Below are 13,020 nucleotides of genomic sequence, written 5' to 3' on the forward strand. Positions count from 1 at the left end.
GGGGAGCGGCGCCGTCGGGCGGGTCGCGTCAGACCACGTCCTCCCGCTGCAGCAGGCGCAGCGTGATCCAGCCGAGCAGGACGGGGATCCAGCACGAGATCAGGCGGTAGAGCAGGACCGCGGGCAGGGCGATCGCGGACGCGATCCCGAAGCTCACGAGCCCGCCCGTGAGCGCGGCCTCGACGACGCCCACGCCGCCCGGGGTCGGTGCCGCCGACGCGAGGGTCTGCCCGACCATGGTCGAGAACGCCGCGGCGATCGGGTCGTTGCCGCCGCCGAGCGCGAGGAGGCAGGCCCACAGGGTCGCGGCCGAGGACAGCGTGGTGCCCATCGCGCCCAGGATCGAGAGGCCGAGCCGGCGCGGGTCCTTCGCGAGCCCGCCGAGCTGGCGGAACGCGGGCAGCACGTCGTCGCGCGCGTACGTGCGGACCGCGTGCCGGAACCGCGGCACCACGAGCACCGTGACGACCGTGACGACGACCGCCACGACCGCCGCGAGCAGCGCCCACCGGGCCCAGCCCGGCATGTGGTGGTCGATGCTGCGCCCCGCGACGAGCGCCAGGATGCTCAGGAGCACCAGGTGGGTCAGGACCTGCACGATGCTCTGGAGAGCGACCGTGCCCGTCGCGAGCGCGGTGCTCATGCCCGACTTCGACAGGTAGCGGACGTTGAGCGCGAGCGATCCGACGCTCGCGGGGGTCGCGGTGCCCGCGAACGCGTTCGCGAGCTGGACCCGGGTGGTCCGCAGGAACGGCAGGTGCATCGGGGAGCAGGCCGCGAGCGAGGCCGCGGCCGCGAAGAACCCCGTCGCGGCGAAGAGCACGGCCAGGATCGCCCAGGCGGGCTGCGCGTCGCGCAAGGCCTTGCCCATGCGGGGGATCTCGCTGATCTCCGGGATGACCACGTAGGTGAGCCCGCCGATGAGCACGAACCACACGAGCACGCGCAGGGCGTGGCTCCGGGGCGACCGGACCACCTTGGGGGCCTGGTCCGGGGCCGTCTCTGGCGGGCCCGGAGCCGCAGCCTGGGGTTCGGGGGTCGAGTCGTGCGAGATGGAGAGCTCCTTGCCGGGACGGGGACTGGTCGGCGACCTTGTCGGCGGACGGGTCACGCGGTTCAGTCGTTCGGCGTGACCTCGGGCAGCGGCGACGGGCCGTCCGCGGGCACCCACCCCTTGGGCGGACGGATCGTGGGGACGTCACCCACGATCGGCACCGGGCGACGGTGGAACGGGAAGCCGTAGCGCGTCACGAGGCCCGCGAGCGTCGTGAGGCGGTTGCGGGGCCCGATCAGGCTCATGATGTGCACGAACAGCCACGCGAGCCACGCGCTGCCGCGGGTCAGCCGCAGCTTCCCGGCGATGTCCGCGACGGCCGCGCGGCGTCCGATGACGGCCATGGTGCCCTTGTCGAGGTACCTGAGCGACGTCGTCGGGCGTCCCTGGACGAGCGCGCGGATGTTGCGCCCCGCGACCTTGCCCGACTGGATCGCGGGCTGGGCGAGCTGGGGCAGGCCCGCGGGCGAGATCGCGATGTCGCCGGCCGCGAAGTGGTCGGGCCAGCCCTCGACCTGCAGGTCGTCGCCCACGCGGATGCGGCCGCCGTCGCCCAGCGGGAGGTTCCAGCGCGAGACCTCCTCGTGCGGGGCCACGCCCGCGGCCCAGACCGTGAGGTCCGAGCGGATGAAGGTGCCGTCGGTGAGCTCGACGCCGTCGGGCAGGACCTTCGCGACGCCCGCACCCAGGTGCAGGTCGACGCCACGACGCTGGAGCTCGCGCGCCGCGTAGGTGCGGAGCTTGGCGGGGAACGGCTTGATGAGCTCGGTGCCGCGCTGGACGATCTTGACGCTGAACGCGTCGCCGTGGATCTCCGGGTACGCGGGGGCGAGCCCCTGCGTGCGGAGCTCGGCGAGCGCCCCGGCGACCTCGACCCCCGTCGACCCGCCGCCCACGACGACCACGCGGAGCCCGTCGTCGGTCTCCGGGGTGGCTGCGGACTTCTCGAGCCGCACGAACAGGGTGTCGCGGATCTTCAGCGCCTGCGAGCGCGAGTACATCGCGAACGCGTGCTCCTTGGCGCCGGGCGTGCCGAAGAAGTTGGTCGTGACGCCGTTGGCGAGGACGAGGTAGTCGTACCGGATCTCCTCGTCGTTGAGGAGCCGGAGGGTCTTGTGCTGCGGGTCGAGGCCCACGAGGTGCTCGTGCACCACGCGCACGTTGGGCTGCTTGAGGCGCAGCGCGCGCAGGAAGTACGTGACGTCGCCCGGGTTCAGGCCGCCCGTGGCCACCTGGTAGAGCAGCGGCTGGAACGTGTTGTACACGCGGCGGTCGATCAGCGTGATGCGCACCGGGACTCCGGCGAGCGCCTTGACGGTCGCGAGGCCGGCGAACCCGCCGCCCACGACGACGACGTGGGGGAGCGCGTCGTGCGCCCCGGTGGGCGCGGGCTGCGCGGCGGTGCCGTCGTTCACTGTGTGTGCCTCTCGATACGTCTCGTGGTGCGACACGACGATGTGCCGGGTGGTCCGGGGCACGAGCGTATGCCGGGCGGGGGCCCGCTGCCACGGTGCCGCGCGCTGTGCGGGGCCCCGCGGAGGGGTCGGCTGGGGTGCCGCCAGCGGCCGGGCCGCGGGTCCGGGCGGCTCCCGTGATGCGGATCACGGGCCGTTCTATCCGACGTCGTGTGGACAACCGGGCCCCTCGGCGCGTAACTTCGAACTGACCGGTCAGTCTAAAAGAGTGGCCGGACTGGAACTTTCGGAGGAACCCCCATGAACCAGCCCGTCGCCCGACACGGCAGCGACGAGGCCACGTACCTCGTGCAGGCCACCGTGACCACGCCCGCCGGCGCCCCCGGCACCACGAACCACCAGGTGCCCGACGCCGTCGCGCACCTCCCGCAGGGCGGCCTCGCCGCCGCGGACATCGCCGACGACATGACGCTGCGCGGCCCGCACGGCGGCGAGATCGCCGAGACCTTCGAGCCCGCAGACGGCGCGCCGCTCCCCGCCGCGAGCCCGCACGCGATCAGCGCCTACGACCTCCAGCTCCACGGCCCGCGCGGCCTGGTCTACGGACCCGTCGACCTCGAGGTCCCCGCCGGTGAGGTCGTCGTCCTCCAGGGCCCGCAGGGCGCAGGGCGCTCGAGCCTGCTCCTGACCCTCGCGGGCCGCATGGCCCCCGACCACACCCCGGACGGCTGGCTCGTCGTGCTCGGCGAGAGCCTCACGGGCCGTCGTGCGCGCCGCACCGCGGTCCAGCGTCGCGCGGCGATCGCGGGCTTCCACGGGATCGACGAGCTCGACGACGCCGTCACGGTCGGCGACTCGGTGCGCGAACGCCTCACCTGGCTCGCGCCCTGGTACCGCCGGACGCCCAAGGTCACCCAGGAGGTCTACGAGCGCGTTGCCCGTCCCGTTTTCGGCCCCCGCGAGCTGCCCGCGCTCGACTCGATGGTCTGGGACCTCGACGAGGTCGACGCGATGCTCCTGCGCATCGCGATCGCCATGGCCCAGGGCCCCGAGCTGCTCGTGGTCGACGACCTCGACCAGGTCCACGACTCGGCCCGCCGCCAGATCGTCTGGGAGCGCCTCGAGGCGATCGCGGCCACGGGCGTGACCGTCGTCGGCTCGGTCGCGTCGGCCGGCGAGGTCGACGCGATGCGCTGGGGCCGTGCCCCGCACGTCGTGCGCCTCACGACCGGCCCGCAGCTCGTCGCCGCCTGACCCACCACCCGGGTGACGGTCGTCGCCCCGCCCACGCTCCGGCGTCGGGCCCCCTCCTTCGCACGTACAGAACGGAAACACCTCTCGTGATGTCTTGGACCTCCACCGGTACGGAGCTGCGGCGGTTCCGCCGCGGCCTCCTGCCCAAGCTCGCCGTGGGCGCGATGATCTTCGTGCCCCTGCTCTACGGGGCGATGTACCTGTGGGCCTTCTGGGACCCGACCGGCAACCTCGACAAGCTGCCCGTCGCGATCGTCAACGCCGACACGGGCACCACGATCGCGTCCGAGGACGGCGACGAGACGCTGAACGCGGGCGAGGACGTCACGACCAAGCTCGTCGACTCGGGCGACCTCGAGTGGGCCCAGGTCGACGCCACGACGGCCGAGAAGGGCGTCAAGGACGGCACCTACTACTTCGCGCTGACCATCCCCGAGGGCTTCTCCGAGGGCATCGCGAGCGCCGCGGGCGACGACCCGCAGGCCGCGCAGCTCATGGTCACGTACAACGACGCGAACTCGTTCCTCGCGACGACCCTGGGACGCAGCGCCATGACGCAGGTCCAGGGCGCGGTGCGCGAGGAGATCGGTGCGCAGGCCGTCGACAAGGTCCTCGTGGGCCTCGGCAGCGCGCGTGACGGGTTCGCGCAGGCCTCCGACGGGTCGCTCACGCTCACCACGGCGAGCGGCCAGCTGACCGACGGTGCGACGCAGGTCGCCGACGGTGCCACGACCGCAGCCGACGGCGCGGGCACGCTCGCGTCCGGGATCGACCAGCTCGCCGACGGTGCGGGCAGCGCCGTGACCGGTGCGGGCAAGCTCGCGAACGGCGCCGGCGCCCTGTCGCAGGGTGCGTCCTCCGCGAGCGCCGGAGCCTCGAAGCTCGCCGCGGGCGCTTCGTCCGCGGCCGACGGTGCGTCGGCCCTCGCCGACGGTGCGGCCACGACGCAGTCGGGCATGGCCCAGCTCGCCGACGGCGCGCACCAGCTCGCCACGGGCTTCACGGCCCCGACGGGCCTCGTGGCCGGGGCGGACAAGGCCGCCGCGGGCGCCCAGCAGGTGGCCGACGGCGTCACGCAGGTCCAGGGACAGGTCACCTCGCTCGCGGGGAGCGTCCCGACGCTCCGGGCGCTGCTCCAGCAGAACGCCGCGGCGCTCGGCGCCTCGACCGACCCCCAGGCCCAGGCGCTCGCGGCCGCGAACAAGCAGGCTCTCGGCCAGCTGCCCTCGGACGCCGAGCTCGCGCAGAGCGCGGCCGGGCTCCAGGCCCTGGCGGACGGTTCGCAGCAGGTCGCCGCAGGGCTGCCCGCACTCTCCACGGGCATCAAGGCGGCCTCGGCCGGCGCTGCGCAGATCGACGCGCAGCTCCACCCGGGCTCGGGCACGCAGACCGTCCGGGACGGCGTCGACGGCGTGGCCGCCGGTGCCGCGAACCTGAGCAGCGGGCTCTCGACCCTGCGCGGCGGTGCCTCCGACCTCGCGGCGGGGAACGCGTCGCTCGCGTCCGGTGCGGGCACGCTCGCGGCCGGCACCTCGTCCCTGTACTCGGGCGCCCAGCAGCTCGCGACCGGTGCGCAGTCCGCCGCGACCGGGGCAGGCGCGCTCGCCGAGGGCACCCGCACCCTGGCCGACGGCGCCACGCAGGTCGCCGACGGCGGCGCCCAGCTCACCGAGGGGGCACAGACCCTGACCGACAAGCTCGCCGAGGGCTCCGAGGCCATCCCCGACGACGGCACGGCCCTGCGCGAGCAGCGCGCCGAGGTCATCGCGGCCCCCGTGACCGTCGCGGACACCGACCTGGCCGAGGCCGAGGGCTTCGGCGAGGGCTTCGCGCCGTTCTTCATCCCGCTCGCCCTGTTCGTGGGCGCGCTCATCACGTGGCTGCTCATGCGTCCGCTGCCCTCGCGGGCCCTCGCGACGCCGGCCTCGGGCCTGCGCGCCACCCTCGCCGGGTTCCTGCCCGCGCTGTGCATCGGGTTCGCCCAGGTCGCCGTGATGCTCGCGGTCATCCACTGGGGCGTGGGGCTCGACATGACCCACGCGCTCGGGACGCTCGCGTTCACGACCCTCGTCGCCGCGACGTTCCTCGCGCTCCAGCAGGCCCTCATGGCTCTGCTCGGCCCGGCTGCGGGCAAGGTCGCGATCCTGGCGCTGCTCATGCTCCAGCTCGCGTCCTCGGGCGGCACCTACCCGGTGCAGACCACGCCCGCGTTCTTCCAGGCCATCCACCCGCTGCTGCCCATGAGCTACGCCGTGGACGGGCTGCGCCAGACGATCACGGGCGGGGTCGACGGACGGCTCTGGTTCGCGGTGGTCTACCTCGGCGTGCTGCTGCTAGCGTCGCTGGCGATCAGCGCCTGGCGGGCGGGGCGCATGCGCACCTGGACCCTCGACCGCCTGCACCCGGCGCTCGAGATCTGACGACGAAGAGGCTGGACGAACGATGACGACGACCGAGGCGGACCCGACGGCGGACGGACGCGACGCCGTCGGGCCCCTTGAGCCGGGCGCCACCGCGGATCCCGGCGCCCCGACGGGGACCCGGCGCGAGCAGGCCTTCGCGGCCCGTCGCGCCGGGACCCGGCAGCAGATCATCGACGCGGCCGTGAGCCTCATCGCCGACCAGGGCTTCACGGCCACGTCCGTCGAGGACATCGCGTCCGCGGCGGGCGTGGCCAAGGGCAGCGTCTACTACAACTTCGGGTCCAAGTCCGACGTGTTCGAGGCGGCGCTCGCGGGCGGCCTCGAACGACTGACCCTCACGCTCGAGTCGGCCCGCGCCGACCTGCACGGCAAGGCCGCGCTCGCGGCGCTCATCGCGTCGCTGCTCGAGCAGATCTGCGCCCACCCGGACTTCGCGAAGCTCCTCGCGGCCGAGGTCTTCCGGGTCGGGCGCGAGTGGCAGGAGACCGTGGGGCACATCCGCGCACGCGTCATCGAGTTCTACGCGGCAGCGCTGCGCGAGGAGCGGCCCGGTGCGGACGTGTCGCTGCTCGCGGCCTCGGTGTTCGGGGCGACGCTCGTCGCAGGGCTCGAGTGGCTCGTGTTCCAGCCCGAGCGCGAGTTCGACGAGGTCCTGGCCGCGGTGCTGGAGCTGATCGCGGGGCTGTGACGGGTGCCGGCTGGCCCACCGGAGCCGCGGTGCTGGCCGCACTCGCCGACTGCGGGTGCCCGGCCGCGCGACACGGTGCTTGCCTTGCGACGCCGGCAGCGCACCGCGTAGACGGGATGTGGTGTCACCAGGGGGAGACGTGTTTCAGCGCAGCCACCACAATGGTGGTGGCTGCGCAGAAAACACAGCTGCCCAGGCGGCCCCCGGCCTCCAGCCCCTGGCGCGGGCCCTCAACCCCGGCCCGCGATCCGGAGCTCAGAGCCCCGGTCCCGGCTCGGCACAGATCGACGGCGCATCGCGCGTCCCGCTGTCGCCGGCCGTCCGGCCACGGTGCCCTGACCAGCCCGGCACGCGCTAGATTCTCGGTGCGCCACCGTCGGCGCCCTGCGGAGAAGCGAGCGCACATGGCCAGGAAGTTCAATCGACCCCCCAACTGGCCCGTGCCCCCCAAGGGGTGGAAGCCCCCGCGGGGATGGGAGCCGGACCCTGCCTGGGGCCCGCCGCCCTCCGGATGGGTCCTGTACACACGCGCCCCGATGCCTGCCTGGGGGTGGTGGCTGATCGCCCTGGGCGTCGTGCTCCTCCTTGTCCTGTGGTCCGCGGTCGAGAAGGCGTTGGGCCTCGCGCCGCTCACGTGCGAGTCGGCGATCGACGAGGTCGTCGCCATGACTGCCGGCGAGCCGGCGTCTGGGCAGGTCCTTGACATCAGCGACGCGTCGTTCCTCGAGGACCGCCAGGACGAGCTCGACGACGGCGCGTTCACGGTTGCCGCCGGCCGGGAGACCGACGAGGTCCTGGTCTGCCGCGGGGCCGGCGAGTGGGGCGACGGGTCCTACGGAGCGATCGAGTTCGGCTACACGGCCGACGCCGCCGGCAACCTCTTCACGTACGTCGCGCCCGTGGGGTGACCCGACACGCCCGACGGCAGGGCGCTCGCTCCGCCGTCGGGCAGCGGCACTGCTCAGCCGAGCAGCAGCTTCCAGCAGCCCACCCCGATGAGCCCCGCGATCAGCGGCGCGACGACGGGCACCCACGAGTAGCCCCAGTCCGAGGGCCCCTTGTGCTTGAGGGGCAGGAGCGCGTGCACGATGCGCGGCCCGAGGTCACGGGCCGGGTTGAGCGCGGGCCCCGTGGGGCCGCCGAGCCCCGCGACGAGCCCCCACACCAGGAAGCCGAGCGCGAGGTGCGCCAGACCGGGCTCGGTCGTCGTCAGGGGCGAGTTGATGATCGCCAGCGCGCACGAGAACAGGATGACCGAGCCGAGCAGCTCGTTCGCGAACCCGTTCACGCGGCTGTGCGCGGCGTTGACGGTCGAGAAGGTCGCGAGCACGTCGGCGGAGCTCTCGGTGCGGTCGTAGTACGGCTTGTGGGTCGCGACGATCGCGAGCTGCCCCGCCATGGCCCCGAGCATCTGAGCGACCACGTACGGAGCCACGTCGGCCCACGGGAACATGCCCCACGTCGCGAGCCCGATCGTGAACGCCGGGTTGACGTGGTTCCCGCTGATCCCGCCGAACATCAGGGCCGGGATCATCACGCCGAACCCGTAGCCCATCGCGATGAGGCTCCAGCCGCCGCGGTACCCCTTGGACCCCTTGAGGTGCACGTTCGCGACCGTGCCGTTGCCGATGATGATGAGAATCGCCGTGCCGATGAACTCGCACGCGGCGCGCACCGCCAGGGAGTAGTCCGGATCCATGCGCACACCCTGTCAGGGGCGAGCGCCAGGAGGGCGGCGCGACACCCCGCGAGACGGGGCCCGGCGCGAGCCGGGGGGCTCGGGATCCCTGCGGCCCCGGAAGTCACCTGAAAAGGGACGATGCGGTAAGTATCGTGTTAAGTCCCTGCTTTCCTCTGTCGTGTTCTGCCCGCTGCCCTTACGCTCGCGACAACCGAACTCCCCGCAACGTCGCGCCGAGTGTGCGGTCGCCTGCGTGGGGGACCAGTGGAGGAGAACGAGTGTGAGAACACGTCCGATCGTCCCGTCCGTCGCCGCGCTGAGCCTGGGGCTCGCCGCGGTGTTCGTCCCACCGGCAGCGGCAGCGCCGCCTGCCCCGCCCGCCCCGCTCGAGGACCACGTCTCGGGCGCGGCCGTCATGCAGCACCTCGAGCAGTTCCAGGCCATCGCGGACGCCAACGGAGGCAACCGCGCCATCGAGACCCCCGGCTACGAGGCCAGCGCCGCGTACGTCGAGCAGGTCCTGACCGACGCCGGGTACACGCCCGAGCGCCAGTACTTCTCGTTCGACGACCTGAACGTCGACGAGCTCTCGCTCACGGCCGCCGGGGTCGCCGTCACCGCCGACGTCTACCCCGCCGAGTTCGCCCCCGACACCCCCGCGGGCGGAGTGACGGGCCCGCTCGTCCAGCCGGTCGACGCGCTCAAGCACGGCTGCACGGCCGACGCGTGGGCCGGTGTCCAGGCCACGGGCGGGGTCGCCCTCATCAGCCGCGGCACGTGCGCGTTCGGCCTCAAGGTCCAGCTCGCCGCCGAGGCCGGCGCCTCGGCCGTCATCATCTACAACAACACGGTCGGCGCCATCAACCCGACGCTCGGCGCTCCGAGCGACGACTGGGTGCCCGCGGTCGGGATCCCGCAGGCCGCGGGCCAGGCCATCGTCGCGGCGCTCGCGGGCGGCCCCGCCGACGCGACGTACGTGCTCCAGACCTCGACCGTCACGCACACGACCTTCAACATCCTCGCCGAGACGAGCACGGGCCGGGCAGACAACGTCGTCATGCTCGGTGCGCACCTCGACGGCGTGCCCGAGGGGCCGGGCATCAACGACAACGGCTCGGGGTCCGCCGCGATCCTCGAGACCGCGGTCCAGCTCGCCGAGCACGGCGGCCCGCTCGACAACCAGGTGCGCTTCGCCTGGTGGGGGGCCGAGGAGGTGGGCCTGGTCGGGTCGACGCACTACGTCGACGACCTGGTCGCGAACGACCCGACGACGCTCGACCAGATCGCGACCTACCTGAACTTCGACATGGTCGGCTCGCCGAACTACGTGATCGGGGTCTACGACGCCGACGAGTCCACGTACCCGGCACCGGTCGAGGTCCCGCCGGGCTCGCCCGAGACCGAGGACGTGTTCACGGACTACTTCGACTCGATCGGGCAGGCGTGGGTCGACTCGGAGTTCTCGGGCCGCTCCGACTACCAGGCGTTCATCGCGAACGGCGTCCCGGCGTCGGGGCTGTTCACGGGGGCCGACGACATCAAGACCGAGGCCGAGGTCGCGCTGTTCGGCGGCACCGCGGGGATCTGGCAGGACCCCAACTACCACTCGGCGAACGACGACATCGAGAACATCGACCCGGTCGCGCTCGACATCAACGTCAAGGCGATCGCGCACGCCACGGCGTCGCTCGCGGCCGACACGTCGGCGATCAACGGGGTGGTCTCGCCCGTCGACCCCGAGCTGACGGGGCTCACGGCGACCGCGCGCTGCACGGGCAAGGTCGCCACGCTCTCGGTCGTCGCTGCCAACGGTGAGGACCGGCCCCTCGACGTGCTCTTCACGACGCCGTTCGGCTCCAAGACGTTCAACCACGTCAACCCGGACAAGAACGTGCACCAGTCGTTCAGCGCCCGGTCCGGCTCGCTCCCGGCGGGGAGCGTGACCGTCAGGGCGTGGGACGACGCGGGCTCGCAGGAGACCTACACGGTCGACTACGCGGCGCTCACCTGCTGATCTGGTCGTGAGACGGCGCCCCCTCCTCCGGCGAGACTCTCGCCCGAGGAGGGGGCGCCGTCGTGCACGGGACGGTCAGGCGGGCGGAGCAGGGTCGCCCGGCGCCCCCGGTCCTCCCGGCCCCCCCGCAGCGGCGGCCTCCTCGGCCTCGCGCGTCGCGACGTTGCGCTTGGACAGGAGCGAGTTCCGGTACCCGAACGACGCGTAGATCACGAGCCCGATCACGACCCACACGAGGAACCGCAGCCACGTGAGCGTCGTCAGGTTCGTCATGAGCCACAGGCACGCGACGCCCGAGAAGATGGGCAGCACGGGCGACCACGGGACGCGGAAGCCGCGCGCGATGTCGGGGCGCGAGCGGCGCAGGATCGGGATGCCGAAGCTCACGAGCACGAACGCCGACAACGTCCCGATGTTGATCATCTCCTCGAGCAGCTCGACCTGCGCGAGCCCCGCGATGAGCGCGACCACGATGCCCGCCCCGACCTGGAGCCGGACCGGGGTGTGGAAGCGGTGGGAGGTCTTGGAGACGCCGCGCGGCAGCAGGCCGTCGCGGCTCATCGAGAACATGACGCGCGTGAGTCCCAGCAGCAGGACCATGATCACCGTCGTCAGGCCGATGAGGATGCCCACCGAGATGACGCGCCCCGCCCAGTCCGCGCCCACCAGGATGAAGGCCGTGGTCAGCGAGGGGTCGTCCGAGGCCGCGAGGTCCGTGTACGGGACCATGCCCGTGACCACGAGCGTCACCAGGATGTACAGCACCGTGACGACCGCGAGTCCGCTGAGGATGCCCTTGGGGATGGTCTTCTGCGGGTTCTTGGCCTCCTCGGCCGTGGTCGCGACGACGTCGAACCCGATGAACGCGAAGAACACGAGGGCGGCGCCCGCGAGCAGGCCCATGACGCCGTAGGTCGTGGGCTCGAGGCCCGTGAGGAACCCGAACAGGGGCTGCTCGAGCGCCGTCTTCTCGGGTGCGGGCTGCGACGGCGGGATGAACGGCGTGTAGTTCTCGGCCTTGACGTAGAAGAAGCCGACGACGATCACGAACAGCGTGATCGCGACCTTGATGACCGTGAACACGCTGTTGATGCGGCTGCTGAGCTTGGTGCCGATCGCGAGGAGCGTCGTGAAGACCCCGACGATGAACACGGGCCCCCACTCGAGGTCGACCGGGCCGATCGGGATGCTCAGCGGCAGGTCCACGCCGAACAGCGAGAACGCGTCGGAGAGGTAGATGCCCCAGAACTTCGCGATCACGGCCGCCGCGAGCAGCATCTCCAGGATGAGGTCCCAGCCGATGATCCACGCGACGAGCTCGCCCATGGTCGCGTAGGAGAACGTGTAGGCCGAGCCCGCGATGGGCAGCGCCGAGGCGAACTCGGCGTAGCACATGACGGCCAGCGCGCACACGATCGAGGCGATGACGAACGAGATGATGACGGAGGGCCCGGCGAAGTTCGCCGCCGCAGTGGCGCCCACCGAGAAGATGCCCGCCCCGACCGCGACCGCGACGCCCATGACCGCAAGGTCCCAGGCGTTGAGGTCCCGCTTGAGCGAGCGTTCCGGGTCGTCGAGCGACGCGAGGGACTCCTCGACGGACTTGAGTCGCAGAACACCTTTGGCCATCGCTCCAGTCTGTCGGCCGGGTGGGCATCACGCGCGGTGGGGCCCGACGGCGGCGCGAGCTGTCCACGCGGCGGGCGGACCTGGGAGAATCCTCCGATGACCACCGCCACCCCGGACCCCACCCGTCCCGGCGCGCCGCTCGGCGCGACCGGCGAGCTCCTCGCCGTGTGCCGCGTGCACGTGCTGCTGCCCGACGCGGGCGCGGTCGGTGTGACCGCGATCGACAAGCGACCCGTCGAGGGGCCCGTCAAGGTCCGTCCCCTGGGGCTGTACGCCGACGTCCAGGCCGACCGTGCGCACCACGGCGGCGAGGAGCAGGCCGTGTACGCGTACTCGCAGGAGGACGCGGACCACTGGTCGGCCGAGCTCGGCTACGAGGTCGCTCCCGGGCTGTTCGGCGAGAACTTCCGCACGCGCGGCGTCGCGGCGAGCGGGGCGCTGATCGGCGAGCGCTGGCAGGTCGGGACCGCGGTGCTCGAGGTCACGCAGCCGCGGACCCCGTGCTCGACGTTCGCGCGGCGCCTGGGCGAGGACCGCTGGGTCAAGCGGTTCACGGACGCCAACCGGACGGGCGCGTACCTGCGCGTCGTGACGACGGGGGAGGTGCGGGCCGGTGACGCGGTCGAGGTCGTGTTCCGGCCCTCGCACGGCGTGACGATCGCCGACTGGTTCGGGTCGCGCGTCGCCGGGACGACGGTCGAGGTCGCGCGGCGGCTCCTGGCGTCCGAGGCAGAGGGCGAGATCCGGCTGTCGGCCGAGATGCGGGAGCGGACCGAGCGCGCCGTCCGCTGACCCGTCGCCGAGTGCATGATTCGGCTGCGACACGCCGGGTGTGTCGCAGCCGAATCATGCACTCGGCGGG

At 72.8% G+C, this 13,020-nt stretch carries 10 protein-coding genes; 6 read left to right on the top strand and 4 right to left on the bottom strand.

Annotation, left to right across the window (positions count from 1 at the left end):
* Positions 1–28 precede the first annotated feature (28 nt).
* Together ACFWGN_RS17205 and ACFWGN_RS17210 are read right to left on the bottom strand one after the other, a co-directional pair.
* Complete coding sequence (locus tag ACFWGN_RS17205) at positions 29–1,111, bottom strand: YbhN family protein (protein ID WP_377618532.1); 1,083 nt, start codon at positions 1,109–1,111, stop codon at positions 29–31.
* 5 nt (positions 1,112–1,116) lie between these two features.
* Complete coding sequence (locus ACFWGN_RS17210) at positions 1,117–2,469, bottom strand: NAD(P)/FAD-dependent oxidoreductase (RefSeq protein WP_377618533.1); 1,353 nt, start codon at positions 2,467–2,469, stop codon at positions 1,117–1,119.
* A gap of 300 nt (positions 2,470–2,769) precedes the next feature.
* Here ACFWGN_RS17210 and ACFWGN_RS17215 point away from each other — a divergent pair, with 300 nt between their 5' ends.
* The 4 genes from ACFWGN_RS17215 (at position 2,770) to ACFWGN_RS17230 (ending at position 7,742) form a co-directional block, all read left to right on the top strand.
* Positions 2,770–3,723, top strand: coding sequence for an ATP-binding cassette domain-containing protein (locus ACFWGN_RS17215; protein WP_377618535.1), 954 nt, complete (start codon positions 2,770–2,772; stop codon positions 3,721–3,723).
* 89 nt (positions 3,724–3,812) lie between these two features.
* Complete coding sequence (locus ACFWGN_RS17220; RefSeq protein WP_377618537.1) at positions 3,813–6,143, top strand: YhgE/Pip family protein; 2,331 nt, start codon at positions 3,813–3,815, stop codon at positions 6,141–6,143.
* 22 nt (positions 6,144–6,165) lie between these two features.
* Positions 6,166–6,834 carry a TetR/AcrR family transcriptional regulator gene (locus ACFWGN_RS17225; RefSeq protein WP_377618538.1) on the top strand — a complete coding sequence of 223 codons (669 nt, stop codon included), beginning with the start codon at positions 6,166–6,168 and terminating at the stop codon, positions 6,832–6,834.
* A 536-nt stretch (positions 6,835–7,370) separates the two neighbouring features.
* Positions 7,371–7,742, top strand: a complete 372-nt coding sequence (locus ACFWGN_RS17230; protein WP_377618540.1) for a hypothetical protein — start codon at positions 7,371–7,373, stop codon at positions 7,740–7,742.
* Between the two features lie 53 nt (positions 7,743–7,795).
* Here the strand turns inward: ACFWGN_RS17230 and ACFWGN_RS17235 are convergent, their stop codons facing one another.
* The gene (locus ACFWGN_RS17235) at positions 7,796–8,533 is read right to left on the bottom strand and encodes an MIP/aquaporin family protein (RefSeq protein WP_377618542.1); all 738 of its coding nucleotides are present in this window, start codon (positions 8,531–8,533) and stop codon (positions 7,796–7,798) included.
* Between the two features lie 262 nt (positions 8,534–8,795).
* On the opposite strand from ACFWGN_RS17235, the gene ACFWGN_RS17240 reads away from it, so the two are divergent.
* Positions 8,796–10,529: a M20/M25/M40 family metallo-hydrolase gene (locus tag ACFWGN_RS17240; protein WP_377618543.1), complete on the top strand. Its 1,734-nt coding sequence runs from the start codon at positions 8,796–8,798 to the stop codon at positions 10,527–10,529.
* A gap of 75 nt (positions 10,530–10,604) precedes the next feature.
* Here the strand turns inward: ACFWGN_RS17240 and ACFWGN_RS17245 are convergent, their stop codons facing one another.
* Positions 10,605–12,158 (bottom strand): APC family permease, encoded by a 1,554-nt coding sequence (locus ACFWGN_RS17245; protein ID WP_377618545.1) that lies wholly within the window; start codon positions 12,156–12,158, stop codon positions 10,605–10,607.
* Between the two features lie 96 nt (positions 12,159–12,254).
* On the opposite strand from ACFWGN_RS17245, the gene ACFWGN_RS17250 reads away from it, so the two are divergent.
* Positions 12,255–12,950 (top strand): MOSC domain-containing protein, encoded by a 696-nt coding sequence (locus tag ACFWGN_RS17250; RefSeq protein ID WP_191804233.1) that lies wholly within the window; start codon positions 12,255–12,257, stop codon positions 12,948–12,950.
* The last annotated feature ends 70 nt before the right edge of the window (positions 12,951–13,020 follow it).

Source organism: Oerskovia sp. NPDC060338 (genome assembly GCF_042726295.1).
Lineage (GTDB): Bacteria > Actinomycetota > Actinomycetes > Actinomycetales > Cellulomonadaceae > Oerskovia > Oerskovia merdavium.

Coding starts and splice junctions, on each gene's coding strand:
- ACFWGN_RS17250 (WP_191804233.1), top strand. CDS start 12,255: ATGACCACCGCCACCCCGGACCCCACCCGTCCCGGCGCGCCGCTCGGC.
- ACFWGN_RS17230 (WP_377618540.1), top strand. CDS start 7,371: ATGCCTGCCTGGGGGTGGTGGCTGATCGCCCTGGGCGTCGTGCTCCTC.
- ACFWGN_RS17245 (WP_377618545.1), bottom strand. CDS start 12,158: ATGGCCAAAGGTGTTCTGCGACTCAAGTCCGTCGAGGAGTCCCTCGCG.
- ACFWGN_RS17215 (WP_377618535.1), top strand. CDS start 2,770: ATGAACCAGCCCGTCGCCCGACACGGCAGCGACGAGGCCACGTACCTC.
- ACFWGN_RS17235 (WP_377618542.1), bottom strand. CDS start 8,533: ATGGATCCGGACTACTCCCTGGCGGTGCGCGCCGCGTGCGAGTTCATC.
- ACFWGN_RS17220 (WP_377618537.1), top strand. CDS start 3,813: ATGTCTTGGACCTCCACCGGTACGGAGCTGCGGCGGTTCCGCCGCGGC.
- ACFWGN_RS17225 (WP_377618538.1), top strand. CDS start 6,166: ATGACGACGACCGAGGCGGACCCGACGGCGGACGGACGCGACGCCGTC.